This window comes from Arachnia propionica (assembly GCF_900637725.1).
In the GTDB taxonomy this organism is placed as follows: Bacteria; Actinomycetota; Actinomycetes; order Propionibacteriales; family Propionibacteriaceae; genus Arachnia; species Arachnia propionica.
Window position 1 is genome coordinate 1,407,524 of sequence record NZ_LR134406.1, and the last position, 26,968, is coordinate 1,434,491.

The 26,968-nt window shown below is 65.7% G+C and carries 29 protein-coding genes; 24 read left to right on the forward strand and 5 right to left on the reverse strand.

What is annotated here, in order from left to right; genetic code table 11:
- The first annotated feature begins 25 nt into the window (after nt 1-25).
- From rpmF to smc, 5 genes are read left to right on the forward strand one after another with little or no spacing between them, the layout of a single operon-like run.
- Nucleotides 26-217 (forward strand): 50S ribosomal protein L32, encoded by a 192-nt coding sequence (rpmF, locus tag EL272_RS06130; RefSeq protein ID WP_014846352.1) that lies wholly within the window; start codon nt 26-28, stop codon nt 215-217.
- 38 nt (nt 218-255) lie between these two features.
- Nucleotides 256-897 (forward strand): ribonuclease III, encoded by a 642-nt coding sequence (gene rnc / locus EL272_RS06135; RefSeq protein ID WP_014846353.1) that lies wholly within the window; start codon nt 256-258, stop codon nt 895-897.
- The gene (gene mutM, locus EL272_RS06140) at nt 890-1,723 is read left to right on the forward strand and encodes a bifunctional DNA-formamidopyrimidine glycosylase/DNA-(apurinic or apyrimidinic site) lyase (RefSeq protein WP_014846354.1); all 834 of its coding nucleotides are present in this window, start codon (nt 890-892) and stop codon (nt 1,721-1,723) included. The genes rnc and mutM overlap by 8 nt, the downstream gene beginning before the upstream one ends.
- A gap of 9 nt (nt 1,724-1,732) precedes the next feature.
- A complete protein-coding gene (locus EL272_RS06145) occupies nt 1,733-2,326 on the forward strand; it encodes a GtrA family protein (protein WP_014846355.1) in 594 nt (197 codons plus the stop codon).
- The gene (gene smc, locus EL272_RS06150) at nt 2,308-5,823 is read left to right on the forward strand and encodes a chromosome segregation protein SMC (protein ID WP_061787059.1); all 3,516 of its coding nucleotides are present in this window, start codon (nt 2,308-2,310) and stop codon (nt 5,821-5,823) included. Before EL272_RS06145 ends, smc begins: the two co-directional genes overlap by 19 nt.
- Before the next feature lie 12 nt (nt 5,824-5,835).
- On the opposite strand, the gene EL272_RS15695 is transcribed toward smc, so the two are convergent.
- From EL272_RS15695 to EL272_RS06160, 3 genes are read right to left on the reverse strand one after another with little or no spacing between them, the layout of a single operon-like run.
- Nucleotides 5,836-6,222, reverse strand: a complete 387-nt coding sequence (locus EL272_RS15695) for an HAD hydrolase family protein (RefSeq protein WP_061787058.1) — start codon at nt 6,220-6,222, stop codon at nt 5,836-5,838.
- A complete protein-coding gene (locus tag EL272_RS06155) occupies nt 6,219-7,163 on the reverse strand; it encodes a P-type ATPase actuator domain-containing protein (protein ID WP_244926125.1) in 945 nt (314 codons plus the stop codon). The genes EL272_RS15695 and EL272_RS06155 overlap by 4 nt, the downstream gene beginning before the upstream one ends.
- Complete coding sequence (locus EL272_RS06160; protein WP_014846357.1) at nt 7,160-7,561, reverse strand: ArsR/SmtB family transcription factor; 402 nt, start codon at nt 7,559-7,561, stop codon at nt 7,160-7,162. Before EL272_RS06160 ends, EL272_RS06155 begins: the two co-directional genes overlap by 4 nt.
- A 114-nt stretch (nt 7,562-7,675) precedes the next feature.
- Here EL272_RS06160 and ftsY point away from each other — a divergent pair, with 114 nt between their 5' ends.
- Nucleotides 7,676-8,845 carry a signal recognition particle-docking protein FtsY gene (gene ftsY, locus EL272_RS06165; protein WP_014846358.1) on the forward strand — a complete coding sequence of 390 codons (1,170 nt, stop codon included), beginning with the start codon at nt 7,676-7,678 and terminating at the stop codon, nt 8,843-8,845.
- A gap of 15 nt (nt 8,846-8,860) precedes the next feature.
- Here ftsY and EL272_RS06170 read toward each other — a convergent pair whose 3' ends face one another.
- The gene (locus EL272_RS06170; protein ID WP_061787056.1) at nt 8,861-9,544 is read right to left on the reverse strand and encodes a response regulator; all 684 of its coding nucleotides are present in this window, start codon (nt 9,542-9,544) and stop codon (nt 8,861-8,863) included.
- Between the two features lie 246 nt (nt 9,545-9,790).
- On the opposite strand from EL272_RS06170, the gene EL272_RS06175 reads away from it, so the two are divergent.
- The 5 genes from EL272_RS06175 (at nt 9,791) to EL272_RS06195 (ending at nt 16,306) form a co-directional block, all read left to right on the forward strand.
- Nucleotides 9,791-9,994: a hypothetical protein gene (locus tag EL272_RS06175; RefSeq protein WP_061787055.1), complete on the forward strand. Its 204-nt coding sequence runs from the start codon at nt 9,791-9,793 to the stop codon at nt 9,992-9,994.
- Nucleotides 9,995-10,287: 293 nt separating this feature from the next.
- A complete protein-coding gene (locus tag EL272_RS06180; protein ID WP_159424525.1) occupies nt 10,288-12,378 on the forward strand; it encodes a sensor histidine kinase in 2,091 nt (696 codons plus the stop codon).
- A gap of 54 nt (nt 12,379-12,432) precedes the next feature.
- Nucleotides 12,433-13,971, forward strand: a complete 1,539-nt coding sequence (gene ffh, locus EL272_RS06185; RefSeq protein WP_061787053.1) for a signal recognition particle protein — start codon at nt 12,433-12,435, stop codon at nt 13,969-13,971.
- 35 nt (nt 13,972-14,006) lie between these two features.
- Entirely contained in the window at nt 14,007-15,089 is a 1,083-nt protein-coding gene (locus EL272_RS06190; RefSeq protein ID WP_244926126.1) for an amidohydrolase family protein, read from the forward strand.
- Nucleotides 15,090-15,106: 17 nt separating this feature from the next.
- Nucleotides 15,107-16,306, forward strand: coding sequence for a S49 family peptidase (locus EL272_RS06195; protein ID WP_061787051.1), 1,200 nt, complete (start codon nt 15,107-15,109; stop codon nt 16,304-16,306).
- Between the two features lie 8 nt (nt 16,307-16,314).
- Here EL272_RS06195 and EL272_RS06200 read toward each other — a convergent pair whose 3' ends face one another.
- Nucleotides 16,315-16,659 carry a metallopeptidase family protein gene (locus tag EL272_RS06200; RefSeq protein WP_061787050.1) on the reverse strand — a complete coding sequence of 115 codons (345 nt, stop codon included), beginning with the start codon at nt 16,657-16,659 and terminating at the stop codon, nt 16,315-16,317.
- Nucleotides 16,660-16,855: 196 nt separating this feature from the next.
- Between EL272_RS06200 and rpsP the strand changes: the two genes are divergently transcribed.
- The 13 genes from rpsP to EL272_RS06265 all read left to right on the forward strand — a co-directional run bounded on the left by rpsP (nt 16,856) and on the right by EL272_RS06265 (nt 26,965).
- A complete protein-coding gene (rpsP, locus tag EL272_RS06205; RefSeq protein ID WP_014846366.1) occupies nt 16,856-17,305 on the forward strand; it encodes a 30S ribosomal protein S16 in 450 nt (149 codons plus the stop codon).
- Between the two features lie 3 nt (nt 17,306-17,308).
- Nucleotides 17,309-17,557, forward strand: a complete 249-nt coding sequence (locus EL272_RS06210) for an RNA-binding protein (protein WP_014846367.1) — start codon at nt 17,309-17,311, stop codon at nt 17,555-17,557.
- An 11-nt stretch (nt 17,558-17,568) separates the two neighbouring features.
- Nucleotides 17,569-18,087 carry a ribosome maturation factor RimM gene (rimM, locus tag EL272_RS06215; RefSeq protein ID WP_014846368.1) on the forward strand — a complete coding sequence of 173 codons (519 nt, stop codon included), beginning with the start codon at nt 17,569-17,571 and terminating at the stop codon, nt 18,085-18,087.
- Nucleotides 18,084-18,785 carry a tRNA (guanosine(37)-N1)-methyltransferase TrmD gene (gene trmD / locus EL272_RS06220; protein WP_014846369.1) on the forward strand — a complete coding sequence of 234 codons (702 nt, stop codon included), beginning with the start codon at nt 18,084-18,086 and terminating at the stop codon, nt 18,783-18,785. The genes rimM and trmD overlap by 4 nt, the downstream gene beginning before the upstream one ends.
- Before the next feature lie 134 nt (nt 18,786-18,919).
- The gene (locus tag EL272_RS06225; RefSeq protein ID WP_234028337.1) at nt 18,920-19,630 is read left to right on the forward strand and encodes a succinate dehydrogenase cytochrome b subunit; all 711 of its coding nucleotides are present in this window, start codon (nt 18,920-18,922) and stop codon (nt 19,628-19,630) included.
- Between the two features lie 8 nt (nt 19,631-19,638).
- Complete coding sequence (locus tag EL272_RS06230) at nt 19,639-21,642, forward strand: fumarate reductase/succinate dehydrogenase flavoprotein subunit (RefSeq protein WP_041697377.1); 2,004 nt, start codon at nt 19,639-19,641, stop codon at nt 21,640-21,642.
- Nucleotides 21,639-22,388, forward strand: coding sequence for a succinate dehydrogenase/fumarate reductase iron-sulfur subunit (locus EL272_RS06235; protein WP_014846372.1), 750 nt, complete (start codon nt 21,639-21,641; stop codon nt 22,386-22,388). The genes EL272_RS06230 and EL272_RS06235 overlap by 4 nt, the downstream gene beginning before the upstream one ends.
- A gap of 233 nt (nt 22,389-22,621) precedes the next feature.
- A complete protein-coding gene (rplS, locus tag EL272_RS06240) occupies nt 22,622-22,972 on the forward strand; it encodes a 50S ribosomal protein L19 (protein ID WP_041697379.1) in 351 nt (116 codons plus the stop codon).
- Between the two features lie 78 nt (nt 22,973-23,050).
- Nucleotides 23,051-23,836, forward strand: coding sequence for a signal peptidase I (gene lepB / locus EL272_RS06245; RefSeq protein WP_014846374.1), 786 nt, complete (start codon nt 23,051-23,053; stop codon nt 23,834-23,836).
- Complete coding sequence (locus EL272_RS06250) at nt 23,830-24,444, forward strand: ribonuclease HII (RefSeq protein WP_014846375.1); 615 nt, start codon at nt 23,830-23,832, stop codon at nt 24,442-24,444. Before lepB ends, EL272_RS06250 begins: the two co-directional genes overlap by 7 nt.
- 6 nt (nt 24,445-24,450) lie before the next feature.
- On the forward strand, nt 24,451-24,762 hold the full coding sequence (locus tag EL272_RS06255) for a DUF2469 domain-containing protein (protein WP_014846376.1): 312 nt from the start codon (nt 24,451-24,453) through the stop codon (nt 24,760-24,762).
- Nucleotides 24,763-25,058: 296 nt separating this feature from the next.
- Entirely contained in the window at nt 25,059-25,433 is a 375-nt protein-coding gene (locus EL272_RS06260) for a YraN family protein (RefSeq protein ID WP_014846377.1), read from the forward strand.
- On the forward strand, nt 25,430-26,965 hold the full coding sequence (locus EL272_RS06265) for a YifB family Mg chelatase-like AAA ATPase (protein ID WP_061787049.1): 1,536 nt from the start codon (nt 25,430-25,432) through the stop codon (nt 26,963-26,965). Before EL272_RS06260 ends, EL272_RS06265 begins: the two co-directional genes overlap by 4 nt.
- The last annotated feature ends 3 nt before the right edge of the window (nt 26,966-26,968 follow it).

Genomic DNA, 26,968 nt, shown 5'->3' on the forward strand with positions numbered 1-26,968 from the left:
ATTCAACAAGTCCGAGGAGAAGATCGTGGCCGTTCCGAAGCGCAAGATGTCGCGCAGCAACACCCGTTCGCGTCGTGCGCAGTGGAAGACTTCCGTCGTTCCCACCGTCACCTGCGTGAACCCGGCCTGCCGTGAACCGCACCTGTCCCACACCGCCTGCCCCTCCTGCGGTCAGTACGGTGCCAAGGGTGCCCGTCGTCAGGTCGTCGAGGCCTGAACAAGTTATCCGCCCTCCTCGACGAGCTGGGTGTCCAGGTGGACACCCAGCTGTTTGAGCTTGCCTTCACCCACCGCAGCTTCGCCTTCGAGCACGGACGAATCCCCAGCAACGAGAGGCTGGAGTTCTTGGGCGACGCGGTGTTGCAGATCGTGGTGACCGAGCACATCTTCAGGTCCTTCCCCGACCTGGCCGAGGGGCAGCTCGCCAAGCTGCGCGCATCGGTGGTCAGCTCCCACGCTCTGGCCGAGGTGGCCCGTGGACTTGACCTGGGAGAACTGATCCGGCTGGGACAGGGAGAGATAAACACCGGGGGAGCGGACAAGACCTCCATTCTGGCCGACACCATGGAAGCGGTGATCGGCGCCATTCACATGTCCTGCGGTGCTGACGCCGCTGCTTGTTTCGTGCACGCTCTCCTCGACGAACGAATCGCCTCCAGCGAACTGAAAGGGCACTACACCGACTACAAGACGGCCCTGCAGGAGTACTGCGCTCACAGCGGCCTGGAACCCCCCCGCTACGAGATCGTCGGCGAGGGACCCGATCATCAGCGTATCTTCACGGCCACCGCCATGGTGGGCGGAAAGGCCGTCGGGTCGGGGGTCGCCTCCAGCAAGAAACGCGCCGAGCAGCTGGCCGCCCACGAAGCCTGCCGGAGCCTGCTGCCAGATGCCTGAACTCCCGGAGGTCGAGGTGGTGCGCCGGGGCCTGGAGAACCACCTCAAAGGACGCGAGATCGAAGCGGTCACCGTCCTTCATCCCCGCCCCGTGCGTTCCCATCCCGCCGGCCCGGAGGGTTTCGTCTCCGATCTGGCGGGCCGGGGCGTTGACGCCGTCGCACGCCGGGGCAAGTACCTCTGGCTGGTCCTGGGCGATGACGCCATGATCGCCCACCTGGGGATGAGCGGACAATTCCGGGTGAACCGGCCCCAGGACCCCCAGCTGCGCAACACGCGGGTCCTGTTCGACCTCGACGACGGCACCCAGCTGCGTTTCGTCGACCAGCGCATGTTCGGTGGGCTCGAGTTCGTTCGGGGAGGCGGCGGGTGCCCGGTCCCGCACATCGCCCTCGACCCCTTCGACCCCGATTTCGATCCCGCAGCAGTGGCCTGTCGGATGCGGGCAAGACGCACCACGGTCAAGCGCGCCATCCTCGACCAAGGGCTCGTTTCCGGGATCGGGAACATCTACGCCGACGAATCCCTGTGGCGCGCGAAGCTGCACTTCGACCACCCCACGCAGCACCTCGCCCAGGCCCGCGCCGTCGCCCTGCTGGGGCACGCCCGCGATGTCATGTCGGAGGCCCTGGCCGCAGGCGGCACATCCTTCGATTCACTGTATGTCAATGTCAACGGCGAATCGGGGTATTTTGAACGTGGACTCGACGCCTACGGGCGCGAGGACCAACCATGCCGACGCTGCGCAACACCCGTGGTGCGCCGGCGATTCGCCAATCGAAGCAGCTTTCTGTGCCCGAGATGCCAGCGGCTGCCCAAGCCGTGAGGATGGTGCATGAACGCGATCGGTCGATTGCTCCGGAACAACAAGGACTCTCTGTGGCAGTTCATCCGGTTCGGTATCGTGGGTGGCCTCGGTGTTCTGGTGAACATGGGGGTGTTGATCGCGTGCCGGAAGCTTTTCCCGCTGCTCTGGGCCAGCGCGGGCGTTCCCGAGGGGGAGGGCGTGTGGTTCGCCATTCCGGGCACCGAGTACAACATCCGCTGGTACCACGTCATGTCCACCGTCGCGTTCCTGCTGGCTAACCTGTTCAACTTCCAGCTGAACCGCTGGTGGACCTTCAAGTCCCACAAACTGGCCGGATGGTTCCGGGAGTACTGGCCCTTCCTGATCGTAGGGCTGGTCGCGCTGGCCGTGGGCCAGGTGATCATCACGGCCCTGATGCACCCCCACTCCCCGGTTGCGCTGCCCGCCACCGTCTTCGACGGCTCCTCCGGTCTTCGGAGCCGCCAGTACTGGGCCAACCTGATCTCCATCATCTGCACCATCCCGGTCAACTTCTTGGTGAACAAGTTCTGGACCTTCCGGGCCGCCCGTCAGCCCTCCGGGAAACAGGGGGGACAGTCTGCATGTACCTCAAACAGCTGATCCTCAGAGGCTTCAAGTCCTTCGCCTCGGCCACCACCCTCAACTTCGAGCCCGGCATCACCTGCATCGTCGGCCCCAACGGCTCCGGGAAATCCAACGTCGTGGACGCGCTGAGCTGGGTCATGGGGGAGCAGGGCGCCAAGAGCCTGCGAGGCGGGAAGATGGAGGACGTCATCTTCGCGGGCACCCCGAAACGCGCCCCGCTGGGACGGGCCGAGGTGCAGCTGACCATCGACAACTCCGACGGTGCGTTGCCCATCGAGTACTCGGAGGTGACGATCACCCGCACCATGTTCCGAAGTGGCGGCTCCGAGTACGCCATCAACGGCATTCCCTCTCGCCTGCTGGATGTCACGGAGCTGCTCAGCGACTCCGGTATCGGGCGGGAGATGCACGTGATCGTCGGCCAGGGCCAACTCGACGCGATCCTCCAGGCCACCCCCGAGTCCCGCCGAGGATTCATCGAGGAAGCGGCCGGGGTGCTCAAACACCGCAAACGCAAGGAGAAGGCCATCCGGAAGCTGGAGGGCACCAGGGCGAACCTGGAACGACTCCAGGACCTCATCGGGGAGTTGCAACGCCAACTCAAACCTCTCGGACGCCAGGCCGAGGCGGCTCGCCGCGCCGCTGTCATCCAGGCGGAGCAGCGCGACGCGAAGGCCCGGCTGCTGGCCGACGATCTCCACGCCGCCCGGGAGGCACTGGCGGCCGATCTCGCCGACGAGGCCGCGGCCGCCGAGGCGAAGGAACGCGCTGAGGCCGAGACCCGGGCCGCAATGGCCGCGGAGGAGGCCGCGGAGGTGGAACTGAAGGAAGCCTCGCGGGATTTCGACCGCTGCCAGGAACACTGGTACGCGCTGGCTGCCCTGAAGGAGCGGGTCTCCTCGACGATCTCGGTGGCCGCCGAACGCATGAGACACGGCGACGCCCAGCCGGCCATCGACGTCTCCGGCCGGGATCCCGACTCCTTGGAGGCCGAAGCGCGCGAGATCAGGCGACGCGAGGCCGAACTGGCCGACGACATCGAACAGGCCCGGTCAGATCTCAATGACGCATCCGGTCAGCGAGGCGAGGCCGAGACCCGGCACACCGAGGCCGAACAGGCCTACGCGGCCGCGCTGCGCGCGGTGGCCGACCGCAGAGAGGGACTGGCCCGCCTCAAGGGGCAGGTGGCCTCGGTCCGATCCCGGCTGGAGGCCGGGCAGGGGGAGGAGGAACGCCTGGTCGCGCGGCGAGAGGAGACCCTCACCCGGGCCAGGGAGGCCGCCGACCAGTACCGGCAGGCCGAGAACACCCTTGCCGGGCTGGGAACCGACGAGTCAAGCCTGGACTCCGCGTGGGAGACCGCGAACGGCGCCGTGACGGAGCACGAGACCGAGGTGGCGCGGATCGTGGCGGAGGAGACCCGCCTCGCAAGGGAGAAAGCCGCCCTCACCGCGCGAGTGGAGGCGCTGCGGCTGGCCACCCAGCAGCGCGACGGCTCCACCGACCTGCTGGAACGGCCCGGCGTGCTGGGACGCCTGGGTGACCTCATCCAGGTGGCCCCCGGCTGGGAACAGGCCGTGGCCACAGGCCTCGGGGCGGCGGCTGAGGCGGTCGTCGCCACCAGACTCGACGACGCCATCTCGGCCATCGTGCACCTGGCCGGGGAGGACCTCGGACGAGCCCATGTGGTGGTCTCCGGTGCAGTGGCGGGGGAGGGGACCCCGCTTCTCGAACTCATCACCGCACCTCGGGAACTGAGGGGGGCGCTGTCTCGGTTGCTGGCCGGGATCGTGGCGGTGGAGGACCTGCCCGAGGCCAGGGATGTGATCAAGACAGATCCGTCGCTGACCGCCGTCACCCGGGCGGGGGACCGGGTCTCCGGCTGGCTGGTCGAGGGCGGATCGACCGCCAAACCCTCACTACTGGCCTTGAACGCGGACCTGACGGAGACCGAGGAACAGCTGAAGCGGATCACCGCCGAGGTGGACAGGCAGCGTTTCGCCCTGGATGCAGCACGAAACGCACTGCAGAAGGCTCGCGACGAGGAGGCAACGGCCCTGGCGGCCCTGCACGAGTCCGACGCGCAGTTCACGGCCATCTCGGATGCCCTCGGCGCCCACCGGCAGGCCCAGGCGGCCGCGACCCGCGAGGCCGAACGGTTGGCATCGGCCATCGAGACCGCCCGCCAGGGCCGGTCCGGGCACGAGACCCGGCTGGCCGAACTGGAGGTCCGGCTCGCCGCGGCCAGCGGGGAGGAGATCCTTGAACCCGACCCCACCAACCGAGACGAGCTGGCCGTGACCGCAAGGCTGGCCCGGCAGGCGGAAATGGAAGCCAGGCTGCTGCTGCGAACGGCCGAGGAACAGGCCCGTTCGCTGGCGGGCAGGGCCGACGGTCTGCTGCGGGCAGCGGCCGCGGAACGCCAGTCGCGCGCCAAGGCCCGCGCCCGGGCGGAACAGCTTCGCCGCGAGGCTGCGGTGGGCCGGGCGGTACACGACGCGGCCCAGCGGCTGTTCGGGATGGTCGATGCCACCATGGGGCGGGCCGCGGCCAGCAGGGACGCCGCGGAGGCCCGCAGACGAGCTGCCGAGACCGCGACAGTGGAGGCCAGGCAGGCCTCCCGGGCCGCCGGCCAACGCCTCGAAGAGCTCACGAGAGGTGCCCACCGGGACGAGCTGGCCCGGATCGAACGCCGGATGCGGATCGAGCAGCTGGAGGAGAAGAGCCTGACCGAGCTGGGTCTGGAAGGAGACCAACTCGTCGCCGAATACGGCCCGGACCAGCCGGTCCCGGTCATCACCCGGCCCGACGGTACCGCCCTCGGCCCCGAAGACGAGGCTCCCGAACCCGTTGTCTACGTGCGCGCGGAGCAGGAAAAACGCCTGCGCCGCGCCGAGCGGGGACTGGCGGCCCTGGGGCGGGTCAATCCGCTGGCGTTGGAGGAGTTTGAGGCTCTGAAAACCAGGCACGCCTTCCTGGCCGAGCAGCTAGCCGACCTGAAACAGACCCGCGCTGACCTGCTAGCGCTGATCGACGACGTTGACCGGAAGGTGCAGGAGGTCTTCGAAGCGGCCTATCGCGATGTCGAACGCACTTTCGGGGAGGTTTTCCAGCGGCTCTTCCCCGGGGGAGAGGGAAAGCTGCTGCTCACCGAACCCGGGAACTGGCTGGAAACCGGGGTGGACGTCGAGGCCCGGCCCGCGGGCAAAAAGGTCAAACGGCTCTCGCTGCTCTCGGGAGGGGAACGTTCGCTGGTGGCAGTGACCTTCCTGGTCAGCCTGTTCATCGCCCGCCCGAGCCCCTTCTACATCCTGGACGAGGTCGAGGCGGCCCTGGACGATGCCAACCTGGGCCGCCTGCTCGGAATCTACGAGGAACTGAGGCAGAACTCCCAGCTGCTGGTGATCACCCACCAGAAACGCACCATGGAGATCGCAGACAGCCTCTACGGCGTGACCATGCGCGGCGACGGCCTCTCCACCGTGGTCAGCCAGCGACTCCAGCAACCATGACCCGGAGCCGCGTCACGTCCGGTTCCGCCCGTTCCGTAGAGCAGGGATGAGACGGGCCGAGTTGAGGATGAAGGCGGTCTCGCTGCCCACGTGCACCAGCGCCGCCAGCACCGGGCCGAGCAACCCAAGGGCTGCCAACACCATGCCTAGGCAATCGATGACGACGGTCCCGGCGAAATTGAACAAAACGATCCGCCGGGCCCGCCGAGCCACGTGAATGGTGCGGGCGAGATCGTTCAGGTCGGAACTGATCAGCACCACGTCGGCGCTTTCCCGGGCGATCTCGGTTCCACTTCCCATTGCTATCCCGACGTCTGCCTTGGCAAGTGCCGGGGCGTCGTTGACACCATCACCAACCATCGCCAGCCGGTGTCCCTTTGAGCGCTCGGCGTCGATCACCGCCAGTTTCTCATCGGGAAGCAGGCCGGCCCGGAAGCTGTGCGGGCGATGGCCGCCAGCACCGCAAGGGGCGTTCCAGCCGCTATCCCACAGGCTCCCGCCACGACCACCACGGAGATGGTGGCGGTCAGATCGTGGGTCAGCAGAAAAGTGAGGGCTGCTCCGCCGATGGCCAGGTAGACCAGCCATGCCGCCAGCCGGTCGGCGAGGCGTTGCACCGGGGGCTCGGATTCCTGGGCCTTGCGCACGGCCTCGATGATGCGGCCGAAGGAGGATTCGGCTCCCACACTTTCGGCGCGGATCTCGACGGCCCCCGATTGGTTGATGGAACCTGAGTGGACCTCGCTCCCGGCATCTATCTCGATCGGCAGGGATTCGCCCGTTATCCGTGACTGGTCCACCGTGGACCTTCCGGTTACGACGGTTCCGTCGACCGGGATGCGACCCCCGGGAAGCACCACCACTAACTGTCCCGGTGTCACCTGATCCAGCGGAACCGTGGTCACGGTGTCACCATCGCGGACCTGTACGGAATCCGGGAGGAAGGACATCAGGTCTGTAAGGGCGTCCCGGCCGCGGTCCATCGACAGGTCCTCAAGGAGTTCGGCGGCCAGGACGAAGGTCGTGATCACCAGCGATGTGACCAACTCACCAATTGCAGCCGCCGCGACGATAGCTATGAGCATCGACAGCTCCATGCTCATTCTCAGGTTCCGGATGTCCTCCCAGGCCTCCGTGAGAATGGGCCAGCAGCCGATGCCGAGCCCCAGCCCCGCTACCCACGAACTGGTGAGACCCGACATCGTGAGCGCGGCGCAGAAGGCCACGACCAGGGTACGGAGCAGGTATGTCCGGTCGACGCGGGCCCACAGACTTCTTCCCGAGCCGGTGGTGAGGGGGGTCATTTCCTGTCTTAGCGTGGGGCGAGATGTTTCGGTCATGGCCGTAGGTTCCCCTCCTGGGTTTTCCCCTCGAACGCCGCCTCGGAGTCCTGCACCGTGTGATGGGGCGGGACGATCTCCACGACGTGCTCGGCCTGGAACACCGCGTGCATCACGAGTTCGCGGGCGTGCTCATCGATGAGGCTGTAATAGACGCGAGTACCCTCCTGACGGGGCTGCACCACCTTGCACCAGCGCAGCTTCGCCAAGTGCTGCGAGACCGTGGTGGGTGATTTTCCGATCAGCTCGGCGAGCTCGTTGACCGAGCGTTCCCCTGTGCGCAATGCCAGGACGATACGAATCCGTGTCTCGTCCGAGAACAGCGAGAACACCTCGGCTGCGAGCTGGATGTACTGGCTGTCTGCTTCGAGTCCTACATATTTCGTATCTTCATACATGCTTAGATAATAGGTAATTGAGGCCTGCCTGACGAGGGGTTCGAGACGCAGGGTCTGTAGATGTCTCGAACCATCGTGGCGTGCCCGGTGGGCGAAACCTTCTAGGATTGCCCCGTGGGAGATTTGATTTTCTGGTTGGTCGTCGCGATCGTCGGGGCCGGGCTGGTGGCGGCTACGCTCGTCATCAAGTACGGCAAAAAAGAGCTACCCCCCGCTGAGACGCGGGAGGCGATCGAGGCCCCCGAGGCGGAAGCCGTCGTGGAGGAGGAGCCGGCGGCCGGAGAGAAGCCGGTGGAGACCGGGGAACCAGCGGGCGAGACCGCTGAGCCCGAGCCTGCGAAACCCGAGCTGGACCAGCCCGAGGAGCCGCGCTCCCGGTTCGCCCGGCTGCGTCGCCGCCTGGCATCGAGCAACAATGTGCTGGCCCGGGCCCTCGGCGATCTGCTGAGCGTCGACAGGATCGATTCCGAGACCTGGGATGATTTCGAGGCCACACTGATCGCCTCCGATCTGGGGGTTGGGCCCACCACGGAACTCACCGAGGCGCTGCGCCGGGAACTGAGCATCGACGGGGTCTCCGATCCCGAACGCGCCCGCCAGGTGCTGCGCACCGAACTCCTGAAGCTGGTCGAGCCGGACCTCGACCGGAGCCTGAACCTGACCGCCGTTGAGGGCGACCCCGCCGTCGTGATGGTGGTCGGGGTGAACGGGACGGGCAAGACCACCACCGTGGGTAAATTGGCCCGGGTGCTCGTGGCCGAGGGCCGCTCTGTGATGCTGGGGGCGGCCGACACCTTCCGGGCCGCCGCCGCCGAACAGCTCGCGACCTGGGGGGAGCGGGTCGGCGTCGAGACGGTGAGTTCCGCCGAAGGCAGCGATCCTGCCTCGGTGGCCTTCGATGCGGTCGCCAAGGGTAAGGAAGAGGGAATCGACGTGGTTCTCGTGGACACCGCCGGGAGGCTGCACACCAAGGTCGGGCTGATGGACGAACTCGGCAAGGTGAAGCGCGTCATCGAGAAGAAAGCCCCCGTCAGCGAGGTCCTGTTGGTCCTCGACGCCACCACGGGCCAGAACGGCATGACGCAGGCCCGGATCTTCTCCGAAGTGGTGGACGTCACCGGAATCGTGCTCACCAAGTTGGACGGGTCTGCCAAGGGTGGCATAGTCATCCAGGTGCAGCGGGAACTCGGGGTCCCGGTCAAGCTCGTCGGTCTCGGAGAAGGCGTGGACGATCTGGCCCCCTTCGACCCCGAGGGTTTCGTTGCCGGAATCCTCGGGGAATGAGGGCGGGGAAGAATCTCAGGACGCCCCGGGGGTCATGAGCGTCGGATCAACGAGCCCCAGTTGAATGGCCCGCACCAGGATCTGGGTGCGGGACTTCAGCCCCATCTTGTCTCCGATGTGGGACAGGTATTGCTTCACGGACCCTTCGGAGATGAACATCTTGGCCGCTATCTGGGCATTGGTCATGCCTTGGCCCAGCCAGATCAGCAATTCCTTCTCGCGTGGGGCGAGCCCGGCGGCCGCCGCCTCGTCGGTCAGGATCTTGGGGTGGCCGGTCAGGAGATCGGCCACCAGCTCCCGGCGGACCCCCGGGGCGAGCGGCATTTCGCCGTCACGGGCCTGCTGGATGCCGGTCAGCAATGCGGGTCCGCCGCAGTCCTTCATCAGGTATCCGGAGGCGCCGGCTCGTAGCGCGGAGACGATGTATTCCTGGGTGCCAAAGGTGGTCAAGGCCACTATGCAGGCCCCGCGGTGCTTTCGGTTGATTTCGCGTATGGCGTCCACTCCCGACATATCCGGCATCTGCAGGTCCATGAGCACCACATCGGGTTTCAGTTCCTCGTAGGCCTCCACGGCCTCCCGGCCGTTGCGGGCCTCACCGACCACCTCGTGGTTGTCGTTTCGGGTCAGGAACATGCGGTAGGCCTCGCGAACCATGGGATCATCATCGGCGACGAGCACGCGACAGAGTTCGGTCATGGCGAAACCATAATCCAAACAGGCGGGATTTGCCTCATCATCCGTCGCGCCACGCGGAACGAAGCGTCTTCCTGGCACCGGGAGGACGGGAAATCTTCAACGCTGAACTAGGTCGAACGGCGGTCAGTGGAGGTTGGTCTACGGATGACCCGCCAAGAAACTGTTCTTACAGCGATGTGGTGTGTAAGATTTTCCGTGTTGCTTGGGGAAGGATGTTGGTGGTCGCGTGAAAAGTGGAGGAAAGCGATGAAGAAGATGCGCCTCGCAGCAGCCGCCCTCGTTCTGGGTTCCTGCATCACCCTTGGCGCGGTCCCCGCGAATGCCAACACCACCGAACCGGTCACCAATCAGGCCCCCATCTCCACCGTCCAAGGTAATGAAACCAATGGTGGCTTTGGATGCATCGCTAGGCTGTGGTTCGGATGGCGCGCTTGGTGCAATTACTGGTGATCCAAGGATCGCCTGGAGATCCAGGGCGTAGCAGGAGATGAAATGATGTGAGTGGGGGAACCGTGGACCTGAAGCCCGGTGGTCAGCGCCCGGCAGCTGTTTTGATAGGTGTCGGGCGCTGGGTCATTCTGGTCGCAGTGGGGTTCCAGCTGATCTCCAACATCTTGGAGATGCCCGTGACCGGGCGGGAGATGACGGTCATGGTTGTTCTGACTCACGCCATCATTGCGGTGGCCTGTTTCGTCTTGCTGTGGAGGCCATGGCTTGGATTGTGCATTGGTCTAGTCCTTTTGGTGCCTGCGCTGTTGGGCAATGACGTTGATGCCGATCTCGTGTTCCTCATACTGGCGTCTGCTACCTTCGCCTTTCAATACGGGGCTCGCGTGATTTTTGCTGCCCTTCCCGCGGCGGCAGGCTACGGCGTTCTGCGCAGCGTGAGCGTTGTAGGGGATCTTGACGGCTTGGCGGAGCTGGTTGTTCCTTGCGTCTACTTGGTGCTGTTCGGGAGTGTTCTGGGAACAGCATTCAGAGTGTTCGTGTCGCTTCTCGAGCACCGGGAGGTGCGGCTCGCCATACTGGCCGAGGACATCGCCGAGATTCGCAGCGGCGAGCGTCTGAGGCTGGCGGGCGAACTCCGGACCGTGGTGGGGGAGCGCCTGGAAGAGGCCTGGGAAGGCCAGAAGGCTCCGCGCCACACCTGCGACGCCTGGGTTCTCAGGGAAGCACTCGAAAGGGTGCAGACCATCTGCCTGGACGCGGTCACCCGCGTCCGGGCCTTGGTCGGGATGCTGCGGGAGGACCCCGTGGCCGAGGGCAGCGACGAGTCCCTGTCGATCATCGGACCGGTGCAGATACTGGCCAGCATGGCCGAGACCCTGCGCAGGCAAGGGTTTCGCGTGGAGCTTAGGGTTGACGACAGGCTAAACCACAGGAGCGTCGTCACCCAGCTGACCGTCACCCGGGTGGCGCAGCTGCTGCTGAACTCCGCCGAGGCCATGCGGCCCGACCCATTGCGGCTCAAGGTGGAGTGCCCGCCCGGGGAAACCCAGGTGATGGCGGAGATCGTCACCCCCAACGAACTCCGCAAAGAGGACATCTCCGCGTTCGAACGGATCCGGGAACGGGTGCAGGCCCTTGGGGGACGCTTCTCCAGGGCATTCACCGGAAAGGGCCAGCTGCTCGAGTTCCGCCTTCCGGAATCCAGAACCGGCGGCGTGGACGGCGCCGCCCCCGCCGAGGAGAAGAAATCGCTCGGACGAAGGATAGCCGATGTCGTACTGCCCCTGCTCGTCCTCGGAGCCCTGGCGTTCTGGACCTGCAGCACCCAGCGGCTGGAGTGGCCACTGGCCTGGGCGATCTTCGGCTACCTGAGCACTGCGGTCATGTACTGGTGGCCGATCCCCGGCGGGGCCATGGGTACCGTGGCCGTCGCGGGCATGCTGATCACCCCCGAGCAGACCCCCGTGGCGCTGTCCGCGGTGATCCTGATGGCGTGTTGGAAATTCACCCGGGGCCGGAACCCCTATTGGGCCCTCGGGGCCGGGTTGGTGGCCCTGATCGGACTGTGGGTGCTCAGCATAAGCAGGCTGACCGACAGCCCAGAACTCGTCGTCGGGGTCTCGATGCCATTCATCGGTCTGGTCTGCGCGGCCATCAGCTGGCAGTACGCGAAGATCCGGAACCGCCAGGACCAGCAGGCGGCCGCCCTGATGGAGGCCATCGAGGCCGCCCGGACGGAGGAACGCAACCTCCTGGCGCGCGAACTCCACGACGTGCTGGCGCACCACTTCTCCGTGGTCCTGCTGCAGTGCATGGCCTACGGTGACAGCGACGACGCGGAGGAGGTCCGGTTCGCCCTGGACCGGATAGCGGGTTCCTTGAAGGCCGCGGAGGGAGAACTCTTCCTCCTTACGGACGTCATGTCCGACGGGGAGAAGGGGGACCTGCCCGCTCTGGTGCGTCCCCTCACCGTGGCCGACCGGTTGCAGGGAACCCTCAAGAACGCGCACTTCCAGGCCGAGTTCAAGATCGACCCGTCATCCGACGGCCTGCCCCAGATCACACGGCGCACTCTTACCCGCGCCATGCAGGAGAGCGTCACCAACATCATCCGTTACGCGGAGCACGGGGGAAAATGCCTGGTGGAATTGAAAATGGAGGAAGCCGTCGTCAGGCTCCGCGTCTGCAACGAACTACCCGAGAACAAACGAGAGTCCAAGCTGTCGCTGGGCTACGGACTGGCCGGGATCCAGGAACGCATCAACCTTTCCGGGGGAAGGTTCACCGCCGGCCCGGAGGGCAACCAGTGGGTCGTGACCGTTGAACTGCCCAACCGGGGACGCGAGGCGGAGTCCCTCGGCGGCCCGAGCACCTACATACACTGACGCCTCCCCTGTATTCTTGGCAGGCACCGCCCCGGAATCCAAGGAGCCAAGGACTTGTTCGACACACTTCAGGACCGTTTAGCAGATCTGTTCAAGAGCCTCAGGTCCAAGGGGCGCCTCAGCCAGGCCGACATCGACGCCACCATGCGCGAGATCCGTATCGCCCTGCTCGAAGCGGACGTCAACCTCAATGTGGTCAAGCAGTTCGTCTCGGCGGTCAAGGAACGCTGCGCAGGAACCGAGATCAGCCGCGCCCTCAACCCCTCGCAGCAGATCATCAAGATCGTCAACGAGGAACTCATCAGCATCCTGGGTGGCCAGGTCCGCACCGTCAGGTTCGCCAAGAAGCCACCGACGGTGATCATGCTCGCCGGCCTGCAGGGCGCGGGCAAGACCACCCTCGCCGGGAAACTGGGCCGCTGGCTGAAGTCCGAGAAACACAGCCCCCTGCTGGTGGCCTGCGACCTGCAGCGGCCGAATGCGGTGAATCAGCTCCAGATCGTGGGGGAGCGGGCCGGGGTGCACGTATTCGCGCCGGAACCCGGCAACGGCGTCGGCGATCCGGTTCAGGTGGCCCGGAAGGCCTTGGAGCACGCGGAGCGCAGCCTCTACGATGTGGTGGTCATCGACACCGCGGGTCGCTTGGGCATCGACGAGGTGCTGATGCAGCAGGCCGCCGACATCAAGGCCACCACCCGCCCGGACGAGGTGCTGTTCGTCGTCGACGCCATGATCGGCCAGGACGCCGTCAACACCGCCAAGGCCTTCAACGAGGGCATCGGCTTCGACGGAGTGGTCCTCACAAAACTCGACGGCGACGCCCGGGGCGGTGCAGCCCTGTCCATCGCCCGGGTCATCGGCAAACCCATCATGTTCGCGTCGAACGGTGAGGGCTTGGCCGACTTCGACGTCTTCCATCCGGACCGGATGGCATCCCGCATCCTCGGCATGGGAGATGTGCTGACCCTGATCGAGCAGGCCGAGAAGAACTTCGACGCGGAATCCTCCCGCAAGGCGGCCGAGAAACTCAGCGCGGGCAAGGGAAGTTTCGGGCTGCAGGACTTCCTGGCCCAGATGCAGCAGCTGCGGAAACTGGGACCGCTGAGCAAGATTTTCGGAATGCTGCCCGGTGCCGGTCAGTTCAAGGACGCCATCAACTCCATCGACGAGAAGGAAGTGGACCGGATCGAGGCGATCATCTTCTCGATGACCCCGGCGGAACGCGATGACGTCGGCATCCTCAACGGCTCCCGCAGGGCGCGGATCGCCAAGGGCGCCGGGGTGCAGGTCTCGGACGTGAACAACCTCGTCAACCGGTTCGTCGAGGCCCGCAAGATGATGGAGCAGATGGCAGGGGGCAAGATGCCCGGAATGCCGGGCATGGGCGGAGGACGTGCGGCACGCAAGCAGCAGGGCAAGTCCCGGAAACGCGGGCGGAAGATTTCCGGTAACCCCGCCAAACGCAAACAGCAGGAGGCCGAACGCGCCCGCGGCATCAAACCCGGGGCCGCGCAGGCCATCCCCCAGACGGTGGACGACTTCCAGCTGCCCCCCGAGCTGCAGAAGATGTTTGACGAGCAGCAGCGGAAATAGCCCGTTCCCGGCCCGGATTCTCTATGCTTTCGCCCATGACTGCGGAGCCCATGCACATACACGGCACCTTCCTGCCCGACGAGGAACCCCGGGACTTCTGGGTGGCCGATGGCAGACTCACCGCCGAACCCGTCGCCGGGGCGAGAACCTTGGCCCGGGATGCCTACATCATCCCCGGACTGGTGGATGCCCACTGCCACATCGGACTGGGGGTGATGGGGGCCGTCAGCGTCGAGGAGGCACGTCGTCAGGCGCGCGCTGACCTGGCCGCCGGAACCATGCTGATCCGTGACGCGGGATCCCCCTCCGACACCCGCTGGGTGCAGCAGGACGAGACCCTGCCGAGACTGATCCGCGCGGGCAGGCACGTCGCCCGCACCCGTCGCTACATCCGCCATCTGGCCGTCGAGGTGGAACCCGAGACCCTCGTCGAGCAGATACGCCACGAGGCCCACGACGGTGACGGCTGGGTTAAGCTCATCGGTGACTGGATCGACCGCTCAACGGGCGATCTCGAACCCTCCTTCCCGGCCGCCCTGGCGGCCGAGGCGATCGCGGTCGCCCACGAGGAGGGCGCCCGGGTCACCGCCCACTGTTTCGGGGAACAATCCGTCGCCGAACTGGTGGCGGCCGGGATTGACTGCATCGAACACGGCACCGGCATGAGCGACGAGGTGATTCAGCAGATGGCGGACCGCGGCGTCGCCCTGGTGCCAACCATGATCAACCTGAACCGGTTTCCCCAGTACGCGGAACCGGGGCGCGACAAGTACCCGGTGTTCGCTGACCACATGATGGCCCTGTACGCGCGCCGCCGGGAAACCATTGGCAAGGCCATCGAGGCCGGGATCGAAGTCCACTCGGGCACCGACGCGGGCACCGTCGTGCCCCACGGGGAGATCCTCTCCGAGGTTGCGGAACTGGCTTCGCTCGGAGGTGGGGCGTTCGCCATCAAAGCGTCGAGCTGGGGCGCCAGGTCATGGCTCGGTGCGGACTCCCTCGCGGAAGGGGCCAGCGCGGACCTGATCGTCACCGACACCGATCCGCGCGCCGACACTGGGGCGCTGCGGGATCCGGTGGCCCGGGTTCTGCGCGGACGGGTGATTTCCTGCCCTTGATTTGATTGACTTGGTGCATGACGGAGCCCGAGCAGCCGAAGAACGAATCCCGTGAATCCGGGATCAACCCCTACGCTCCACCCTCCGGACCCTCCATCCGACCGGAGGCGCCGCCCCAGGCCGAGAAGGGCGGTTTCAAACGCGGGTTCGGCACTGGCGTGGGGGTTGGGCTGGGGCTGATGGCCGGGTTCGTGGTGCTCAGCATCGTGGGCGGGCTGTTCGCCCTCATCTCGCTGGGAATGCTGCTCAACTCCATCACCAAGGATGGGGCGAGCACCTCTCTCGAGAGGGTCTGGGGAACCGAAGGGGCCAGCGGCAACCTGAGGGCCATCCGGATCTCCGGCACCATCATGACCGACGCCGCCGACGGGGCGCTGCTCTCCTCCGGAACCTACGGTTACGAGGTGGCGGATCAACTGGACTCCCTGAAAACGGACCAGGTCGACGGGGTGGTGCTGCTGGTCAACACCCCTGGCGGCACCATCACCGGATCCAAGGCCATCGCCGACGCCATTACCCGCTATCGCGAGCGCACCGGGAAACCGGTGCTCGTGCACGTCGAGGGCTCTTCCACCTCGGGTGGCGTCTACTCCACCGCGACGGCGAACGAGATCATTGCCGATCACGGCTCCATGATCGGCTCCATCGGCGTGATCCTGGGCCCGCTCCCGCGCTACAAGGATGTCGTCGCGACGGGAAGCACCCTGCTGCAGCAGGGGATCACCACCACGGGAGGCATCAGTCAGGAGTACATCACCGCGGGCAGTGGAAAAGACCTGAACAACCCGTACCGGGATCTGACCGAGCAGGAACGCCAGCGGCTCCAGGCGATGGTCGATGACGACTACGAGATTTTCGTCGCCGAGGTGGCTGCGGGAAGGAAACTCGACCCGCAAAGCATCCGCAACGAACTCGGGGCCGGGATCTTCAGCGCCCGGCAGGCGGTTAACGTCGGACTCGCCGACGCCGTCATGGGGCGCGACGAGTTCTTCCGGCACGCCGCCACCGCGGCCGGCCTGGATCCGGACAAAACCGTTGTGGAGAAGGTTTCGGAACCCACGGGCCTGTCCTCGCTGTTCGGGGCGAAACGCGCCTGGGGGACCTCGCTGCCGTTGTCGGCGCTGGGGGAGAAGGCCGTGGCCTCCGCCGACCTGTGCAGCGTCACAGCCCCGATCGCCTACGCCGGAGACCTTTCCGGGGTCTGCGGGAACTCCTGAGGATCGGCTCAACCCCAACCCAGCTCGTGGAGCCGCTCCTCGTCGATGCCGTGGTAATGACCGATCTCGTGGACCAGGGTGATGGAGATCTCCTCGAACAGATCATCCTCGTCCTCACACATTCGCGACAGGGGACCGCGGAACAGCACAACCCGGTCCGGCAGCATCCCGAACCACGAGGAATCACGCTCAGTGAGGGCGGTTCCCTCGTAGACCCCGAGGGTCTCGGAACCGTCCTCCGGTTCGTCCTCCACCACGATGGCCACGTTTTCCAGATCATCGAGCAACTCCTCCGGGAGAGTGGCCAGGGCCTCCTCGGCCAGCGCGTAGAAGTCTTCCTCATCGATGTCCACGGGACCGATCCTACGGGGGAGTTGTTGGGACTGCCCGGAGAAATCTGGCAGAATACATCCGCACCTGTCGCTGGCGCCCTCTAACTCCGGCGAGCACGGTTCATCCGGTCAAGGCCGGGCGTGCCCCACACGCACCGTTCGTTGGCCATCCAACTCGTCTGGCACACAGACCCACAAGCAACAGGAGATTCCGAACTTGGCTACCAAGATTCGTCTTAAGCGTCTCGGCAAGATTCGCTCACCCCACTACCGCATCGTCGTCATGGATTCCCGTTCCAAACGGGACGGGCAGGCCATCGAGGAGATCGGTCTCTACCACCCCAAGAACGACCCGTCGTTGATTCGCGTCAACTCCGAGCGCGCCCAGTACTGGCTGTCCGTGGGCGCCCAGCCGACTGAGGCAGTGGTCGCCATCCTCAAGCGTTCCGGCGACTGGCAGAAATTCACAGGCGAGGAAAGCCCCTCCGGAATCCTTCCGCAGCCTGAGCCCCGCGACCGCGAAGCCGAGTTCGCGAAGGCTCTGGCCGAGGACGGCAACGCCGTGGCCCCCGCCATCTCGAAGGCGCGGAAGAAGGCTGAGGAGGAAGCCGCCAAGGCCGCTCCCGAGACCCCCGCCGGGGACGAGGCCGCCGAGCAGGAGGCCTGAGCCGTGCTCGCCGATGCTCTCGAGCACCTGGTCGCGGGGATCGTCTCCAACCCCGATGACGTGACCGTGCGCGACAAGGACCTGCGTCGCGGTCGTCTCCTGGAGGTGCGCGTCCACCCCGAGGACATCGGAAAGGTGATTGGCCGGCAGGGCCGCACCGCGAGTGCGTTGCGCACCGTGGTCGGGGCGCTGGCGGGAAACGAACAGGTTCGCGTCGACTTCGTTGATGTCGACCGGCCCCGCCGCCGCTGAACGGGCCAGCCTTGACCGGTCTGGTTGAGGTGCTCGTCGGGGTCGTGGGCCGCGCTCACGGCATCCGCGGCGACGCGTTCATCGATGTGCGTACCGACGAGCCCGGACGCCGGTTCCAGCCGGGGTCCGGGTTTCGTCTCGCGTCCGGGGGGAAACTGGTTCTGGAGCGCATCCGCTGGCATCGAGGGAGGCTGGTGGTCTCCTTCCGGGGATACCCGGACAGAACCGCCGTCGAGACGCTTCGCGGCGAACGCCTGTTCGTCGACGTTCCTGCCGACGAGACCCCGAGCGAACCGGAGGAGTACTTCGACCGGCAGCTCATCGGGCTTCGTGCGCTGGACGCCGAGGGCAGGCGGATCGGTGAGGTCGCGGAGGTGTTGCACCTGCCTGCGCAGGACTGTCTTGCGGTCGAGACCTCTTCGGGGAGGCGCCTGGTTCCCTTCGTGTCGGCTCTGGTGACCCGGGTCGACCTCGCGGCGGGGGAGGTGCAGTTCGCTGATGTGGGTGGGCTGCTGGAGGAATCCGAATGAGAATCGATGTCATCACCATCTTCCCCGACTACCTGGCCCCGCTGTCGTTGTCGCTGGTGGGGAAGGCCATCGAGGCGGGCATCGTCGATCTGGCCGTCCACGATCTTCGCTGGTGGACCCATGACCGGCATCACACCACCGACGACACCCCCTACGGCGGAGGGGCCGGGATGGTGATGAAACCCGAGCCCTGGGGTGAGGCCATGGATGCCATGGAACACCTCAACCCCGCACCCATGACTGTGGTGGTTCCGACTCCCACGGGACGGGTGCTGGACCAGGACCTGGCCCACGAATTGAGCACCCGGGAAAGGCTGGTGTTCGCGTGTGGGCGTTACGAGGGCATCGACCAGCGGGTGCTGGACCACTGCGCGGAGAGCTATGAGCTTATTGAGGTAAGCCTTGGCGACTATGTGCTGAACGGCGGAGAGGTGGCGGTGCTGGCCATCACCGAGGCGATGGTGCGGCTCATTCCTGGGGTGATCGGGAACCCGGACTCACTGGTGGAGGAATCACACGCTCCCGGACACCGGCTGCTGGAATACCCCAACTACACGAAACCCCCTGTCTGGCGGGGCCGTCAAGTGCCTCCCGTCCTGCTGTCCGGCAACCACGCGGCCATCGCGACATGGCGTCGGGAACAGGCCTTGGAGCGTACCCGGCAACGCCGCCCGGACCTGTTCCAGAACGGGTCCTGAAGGGGATATTTTCGTCCCTTCCGGGTAGCGTAAAACCCCTTCTGGGCGCGGGTTTGGCACGTTTTTGCGACGGGGCGACCCTTAACCGGACCCGGTGTGCGAAACAACGTCGGAAGGCAGCTAGAGTGACCTTCGTGGCAACAACACTAACTATCCATCAACGAGCGTTGCGGTCCACGGTCGTCCGGAAGGCCCTGATGGCGGTCACCGGTCTGATCCTGATCGTCTTCCTGCTCGTGCACATGTACGGCAACCTGAAGATGTTCGTCGGCTACGAGGCTTTCGATCACTACGCCCACTGGCTGAAGGGGGCCAGCGAGGATGGTGGCATCCTCTATCCGGTCATGCCCAAGGGGCAGTTCATATGGGTGTTCAGAGCAGCGCTGCTCCTGGCCATCGCTCTCCACATCTGGTCAGCGGCAACGCTGTCGGTAAAGACCATCAAGAACCGCGGCGACAAATACCAGGTCACCAAACGCCAGGCGCAGACCTACGCGTCCCGCACCATGCGCTGGGGCGGTGTGATCATCCTGGTGTTCGTGATCTTCCATCTGATCCAGTTCACCATTGTCCCGGGAATCCTGGGGGGGGACGGCGCTAAACCGCACACCATGGTGATCGCCGGATTCCAGCAGTGGTGGATCACCGTGTTCTACGCCTTCTCCATCGCGCTCGTGTGCATGCACATCCGTCACGGTTTCTGGAGCGCCTTCGCGACGCTGGGCGGAAACCTCTCCGCCAATTCCCGCAAGTGGCTGAACATCATCGCGCTGGTCGTCTCCGTCGTGCTCTACGCCGGATTCATGATCATGCCCCTGTGTGTCCAGTTCGGAATCCTGAAGTGAGCAGCACCATGACGACCACGAATTTCAACCCCGCTGATTACTGGATCGACGGTGAGGACATCGTCGACACCAAGGCTCCCGCGGTGGAGATCGACAAGGTCTGGCAGACCCGCCAGTTCCAGGCCCGCCTCGTCAACCCCGCGAACCGGCGCAAGCTGAGCGTCATCATCGTCGGCACCGGCCTGGCCGGTGGCGCAGCCGCCGCGACCCTCGGTGAGGCCGGCTACAACGTCCTGAACTTCTGCTACCAGGACAGCCCCCGCCGGGCCCACTCCATCGCGGCTCAGGGCGGCATCAACGCGGCGAAGAACTACCGCAACGACAACGACTCCACCTACCGGCTGTTCTACGACACGGTCAAGGGCGGCGACTACCGCGCCCGCGAGACCAACGTCTACCGGCTGGCCGAGGTAAGCGCTAACATCATCGACCAGTGCGTCGCCCAGGGCGTTCCTTTCGCCCGCGAGTACGGCGGCCTTCTGGACACCCGGTCCTTCGGTGGCGTGCAGGTGCAGCGCACCTTCTACGCCCGCGGCCAGACGGGTCAGCAGCTGCTGATCGGTTGCTACCAGCAACTGGAACGGCAGATCGAGGCGGGCACCGTCAAGATGTACTCGCGTCACGAGATGGTCGAGTTGATCGTCGTTGACGGGCGCGCTCGCGGCATCGTCACCCGCAACATGGTCAACGGCAAGATCGAGGCCTGGACCGCCGATGCCGTGGTCCTCGGGACCGGCGGTTACGGCAACGTGTTCTTCCTCTCGACCAACGCCATGGGATGCAACGCCACTGCCGCCTGGCGCGCGCACCGCAAGGGCGCCTACTTCGGGAACCCCTGCTACACACAGATCCACCCCACCTGCATCCCCGTGCACGGCGACACCCAGTCCAAGCTGACCCTGATGTCGGAGTCGCTGCGAAATGACGGCCGCATCTGGGTGCCGAAGAAGGCCGCGGACTGCGCCAAGGACCCCCGCGACATCCCCGAGGAGGATCGCGACTACTACCTGGAGCGGATCTACCCGGCGTTCGGCAACCTGGTGCCCCGCGACATCGCCTCGCGTCAGGCCAAGAACATGTGCGATGAGGGCCGCGGGGTCGGTCCGGCAGTGGCCGAGAAACAGGCGGACGGGACCACCAAACAGGTACGAAGGGGCGTTTACCTCGACTTCTCCGACGCCATCAACCGGCTGGGCAAGGACGGGGTCTCCAACAGGTACGGCAACCTCTTCGACATGTACCAGCAGATCACCGGTGAGAACCCCTACGAGGTGCCCATGCGCATCTACCCGGCGGTTCACTACACCATGGGCGGGATCTGGGTGGACTACGACCTGCAGAGCACGATCTCGGGTCTCTACGTCACGGGTGAGGCCAACTTCTCCGACCACGGCGCGAACCGCCTCGGCGCATCGGCGCTGATGCAGGGGCTCGCCGACGGGTATTTCGTGCTTCCCAACACGATCAACGACTACCTGGCCGACGGCCCCTTCGAGAAGATCTCGGACAAGCACCCGGCGGTGGTGGAGGCGGTGCAGACCGCCACGGCACGCTTCTACAAGCTGCTGAGCATCCAGGGCACTCGTTCCGTGGATTCCTTCCACAAGGAACTGGGCCAGATCATGTGGGAGTACTGCGGCATGAACCGCACGGAGGAGGGGCTGATCAAGGCCATCGGCCTCATCCGAGAACTCCGTGAGGAGTACTGGCGCAACGTGCGCGTCACCGGCATCAACGAGGACTTCAACCAGGCCCTCGAACGCGCCGGACGGGTTGCGGACTTCTTCGAACTCGGTGAGTTGATGTGCATCGACGCCCTGCACCGTCGCGAGTCCTGCGGAGGCCACTTCCGGGCTGAGTCCCAGACCGAGGAAGGTGAGGCGCTTCGCCACGATGACGAGTTCCTCTACGTCGCGGCCTGGGAGTGGACCGGTGAGGGCAACAAACCGATCCTGCACCGCGAGCCACTCGTCTACAAGGCAATCGAACTGAAGCAACGGAGTTACAAGTGAAGCTCAAGCTGCGCATCTGGCGCCAGGCCGGCCCCAATTCGAGGGGTGCGATGGCCGAGTACGACATCGACGGCGTGTCCCCGGACATGTCCTTCCTGGAGATGCTCGACATGCTCAACGAGCAGCTCACGGACGCGAACCAGGAACCGGTCGCCTTCGACCACGACTGCCGCGAGGGCATCTGCGGCATGTGTGGTCTCGTGATCAATGGCGTTGCCCACGGCGGTTCTGCCACCACCACCTGTCAGCTGCACATGCGTTCCTTCGCTGACGGGGCGACCATCGAGATCGAGCCCTGGCGGGCAGGGGCATTCCCGGTCATCAAGGATCTCGCGGTGGATCGCACGGCGCTGGACCGGATCGTCCAGTCCGGCGGCTACATCTCCTCCAACACGGGTTCCGCTCCGGACGCCCACGCAACTCCTGCCCCGAAGCGGGAGTCCGACAAGGCCTTCGACAACGCCACCTGCATCGGCTGCGGTGCCTGCGTGGCCGCCTGCCCGAACAGCTCCGCGATGCTGTTCACGTCGGCGAAGATCACCCACCTGGCGATGCTCCCGCAGGGACAGCCGGAACGCTACCGTCGCGTGAAGTCGATGGTCGCCCAGCACGACCAGGAGGGCTTCGGCAACTGCACCAACATCGGGGAGTGCGCCGCGGTCTGCCCGAAGGGCATCCCGCTGGAGTCCATTTCCCAGCTGAACCGCGACCTCATCAAGTCGCTGTTCAAGGGTGACGGCAAGTAGAAGATCAGACTTCTCCGAGCCGACAACTCAAGCCACCCGAGCGGGGCGTCCGGAAAGGGCGCCCCGCTTCGGTTCAAGGAGACTTCGCATCACCGCGGTTTCTTGTGGCATAATTGTTGGCTGCTGCCCGATCGGGTAGCCTGCCCAAGTCCCGGCTCCTGCCACAGGGGGATAGCCCGGGACGCGGCGTGAGAACAACTACCGCGGTGACCTGTGGCACTGACGAGGACATCATGACCAATCCGTTGATCAAGGCCGTTGACCAGGCCTCCCTGCGCTCTGACATCCCCGAGTTCCGCCCCGGTGACTCGGTGCGTGTGCACGTGCGGGTCATCGAGGGTGGCCGGTCCCGTGTCCAGGTGTTCGCGGGAGTCGTGATTGCCCGCAACGCCAGCGGCGTGCAGGAGGCTTTCACGGTTCGCAAGATAAGCCTCGGCGTGGGGGTGGAACGCACCTTCCCGCTTCACAGCCCCATCATCGAGAAGATCGAGGTGGAGCGCCGCGGTGACGTGCGTCGCGCCAAGCTGTACTACCTGCGCGGCCTGCGCGGTAAGGCAGCCAGAATCAAGGAGAAGCGCGCCTGAGGGTGTTTGCTTGGCCCGCGCTTGTAGGGTGATACCCGGCGGCGCGGGCCGTTTGTTTTTCCCAGGAAGGCGATTGCGTTGGAAAACACCGAGGAATCCAGCACCGGGGCCACGCAGGAGAAACCACGATCCTTCTCCCGAAGGTTTTTCAGCGGGGTCGGGGAGGTCGCCATCATTCTCGTCGGTGCGCTCCTGATCTCCACCGTGTTGCGTGGCTTCGTGGCCCAGATGTTCAGCATCCCGAGCGGCAGCATGGAGAACACCCTGAAAGTGGGGGACAGGGTCCTGGTGGCCAAGTTCGGGGGATTCCAGCGTGGCGATGTCGTGGTCTTCGAAGATCCCGCGCGCTGGCTTTCGGGACCGCAGCCGGAGCACACGCAGATGGAGCAGGTCCTCGAGTTCATCGGGGTGCTGCCGAACTCGGGTGCGGGGTACCTCATCAAACGCGTGATCGGCATGCCCGGGGACCGGGTGGCCTGCTGTACTGCGGAGGGGGCCGTGACCGTGAACGGGGAGGCGCTGGACGAGTCGCAGTACCTGTATTCCGAGAATGGGGTTCAGGTGGCGCCCTCGACCATGTCGTTCGACGTCATTGTTCCCGCCGATCACATATTCGTGCTGGGGGACCACCGGAATGCGTCAGCGGATTCCCGCTGCCACTTGAGGGACACCCGGGACGGCAGGAAGGCCGGATCGGCTGCGTTCGTACCCAAGAACAAGGTGGTGGGGGCGGCGGTGGCCGTCGTGGCGCCGCTGGACAGATTGTCGACTTTCCGGGTGCCGGAGACTTTCGCGAAGATCCCCGAACCTGAGCGGGAAGCACCCGCGGAACCCACCATCATCGAGGCCCCGGCAGGGTGTTGAGCGGCGCCTGCGCATACGAGGACGTCCTGAGGGAGGCGGGTTTCGGTCCGGTCGCCGGGGCAGACGAGGCGGGTCGCGGCGCCTGCGCCGGCCCGCTGGTGGCGGCCGCCGTGATCCTGGACCCCGCCCGCCCGGTGGAGGGGCTCGACGACTCCAAGGCGTTGGGCCCGAAACGCAGGGCCGGACTCTGCGAACGGATAATGGAACGCGCCGTCGCGGTCGCCTGGACCCGGGTCGAACCTGCCGACTGCGATGCGCTCGGGATGCACGAGGCCGATCTTCAGGGGCTCCGCAGGGCCGTGGCCCGGCTACAGGTCAGGCCGGGCTTCGTCCTGACCGACGGTTTCCCGGTAAGCGGTCTGGGAACACCGGGGCTGGGCATCTGGAAGGGGGACAAGGTGGCGGCCTGCATCAGTGCCGCGTCCATCGTCGCAAAGGTTCAGCGCGACGCGATCATGGTCGCCTACGAACAGGAATACCCCGGCTACGGTCTCGCCGTGCACAAGGGATACTGCACCGCCGCACACAAGAAGGCCCTGGAGCGGCTCGGGCCGAGCCCCATCCACCGCCTCAGCTACGCCTGCGTACCCGATGCGGCTAGAGTGTGAGGCACCATGAGCACGGAAGACCTGGAACAGTACGAGAGCAAGCTGGAGCTTGATCTCTACCACGAGTACAAGGACGTAGTCAGCATCTTCACGTATGCCGTGGAGACCGAGAGACGGTTCTACCTGTGCAACGCAGTCGACCTGAAGGTGCGTACCGAGGGCAGCGATGTCTACTACGAGGTGTCCATGGGGGATGCCTGGGTGTGGGACATGTACCGCCCGGCCAGGTTCGTGAAGAGCGCGAAGGTCCTGACCTTCCGTGACGTTTCGATCGAGGAGATCACCCACTCCGACCTCCCGGTTCCCAACCAGACCTAGACCCTGTTCCGAGAGTCATGCCCGGCTGTGGTGCACTGGGTTAAGCGATCCGACGCCCCGCCATCGTGACCGGTGCGCCCGGTACAGGAACACGCTGACGGGTCACCGGTTCATCCCACCCGGTGAGTCCTCGCTCGGACAGCATTTTTCGCAACAAGGCCTGGGCCAGCGGTGGGGCCTGTTTCCCGCCGGGCTCCGTTCAGACGACCTCCTCATCGGCGCCGGGAAAGAGGGCCTGTGGAAATGGTTCGCCGGACCCGGTTTCCTGCCCAGAGTGTTGGGCAGGAGGTGATCTTGTGGTTGTTCGTGGAAAGACCCGGGCGATCGGCCGGATCGGGGAGGAACACGCCGTAGAGCATCTGGTCGGTATCGGATGGCAGGTGCTCGACCGAAACTGGCGGTGCAACGAGGGCGAGCTTGACATCATCGCCCACGACCCGCACGCCGGGGCCCTGGTGTTCATCGAGGTGAAGTGTCGTTCAGGACTCGGTTTCGGGGACCCCCTCGAAGCGATCACGTGGCGCAAGCGCAGCAAACTCCGGCAACTTAGCCTGTTGTGGCTCGCCGAGCACAGGATCCGGGCGGATCGGCTGCGCATCGATGCCATCGGGGTGCTGCTGCGTCCCGGGCAGGAACCTGTTGTCAACCACGTCCGGGGGATCGAGGAATGAGTACCGCGTCGGCCTGGTCCGTGGCGCTCAACGGGCTGGAGGGGGCGATGGTCGAGGTCGAGGTGGCCGAGGGGGGTGGCCTGCCCCGCACTGTGCTCGTCGGCCTGCCGGATGCAGCGCTTTCGCAGGCGAAGGAAAGGGTCCGGGCGGCCGTGACCGGGGCCGGGTTGCCCTGGCCCAACGGGTTGGTGACCATCAACCTTTCCCCGGCGAACCTGCCGAAGACCGGTACCCATTACGACCTGGCAATAGCGACGGCCGCCCTGGCCGCCATCGAGAAGGTGCCGGTGGAGGCCGCTCGGAATCACGTGTGCCTGGGAGAGCTGGGGCTGGACGGCAGATTGCGCAGGGTACCGGGAATCCTGCCGGCCGTGTTGGCCGCCGTGCGAAGCGGGTTCGACAAGGTAATCGTCCCGGCCAGCCAGGAGGCCGAGGCCTCGCTGGTGCCCGGGGTCACGGTGTGGGCCGTCGGCCACTTGAGGGATCTCGTCGCCGTGCTGAACGGGGAACCGCCGTTGGGTGGCTGGGAACTTCCCGTAGAGGAAGGCACGAATCCCGGGCAACGGCCCCCGCTGGATTTCCGGGATGTGCGTGGGCATCTCGACGGCCGCTGGGTCATGGAGGTTGCGGCTGCCGGTAGGCACCACGTGTTCCTGCACGGAGCCCCTGGGGTCGGGAAAACCATGCTCGCCGCGCGGCTGACCAGCATCCTGCCCTGTCTCGACGGCGAGGAAGCGGTCGAGGTCTCAGCCCTGCACTCGCTTGCCGGGATGGATCTCAGCGGGGGTCTGCTGATCGAACCGCCATACGCGGATCCGCACCACTCGTCCTCCCCGGCCTCGATAATCGGTGGGGGAGTGCGGTTGGTGCGTCCCGGATCCATTTCCCTGGCTCACCGGGGGGTGTTGTTTCTTGACGAGGCTCCCGAGTTCGGGGCTCGCATTCTCGATGCGCTGCGCACCCCGCTCGAGTCCGGCTGGATCACCATAGGCAGGGCGGCCGTGCAGGTGCGTTACCCGGCACGGTTCCAGCTGGTGTTGGCGGCGAATCCGTGCCCCTGCGGTTTCCACGGGGTGACGGGCCGTGAATGCCGTTGTTCTCCCACGGCGGTACGGAGATACCAGGAACGGCTGTCGGGGCCGATCATGGATCGGATCGACATCCGGCACCACATGCTGCCCCAGCACCGTTCCTTCCTGGGAGGCGCCCAGGAACAGCCCGAGTCCAGCGCAGGAATCGCCGCGCGCGTTCTGGAGGCGCGGGAAAGACAGGCGATGCGGCTTCGGGACACACCCTGGCGTACCAACGGTGAGGTGTCCGGCCCGTGGCTTCGCTCGCACCTGCCCTTGCCGGAGGATCTGTCTCCCTTGGAACGGGCGTTGAACCGTGGCCTGCTGAGTGCCCGTGGCGTGGACAAGGTGCTGCGGCTGGCGTGGAGCGTCACGGATCTGGCCGGGGAGGACCGGATCTCCGCGGCCTCCCTGCGCGTGGCCATGCAACTGAGGCAGGGTGCATTCCAGGAGGCGGCGTGACGA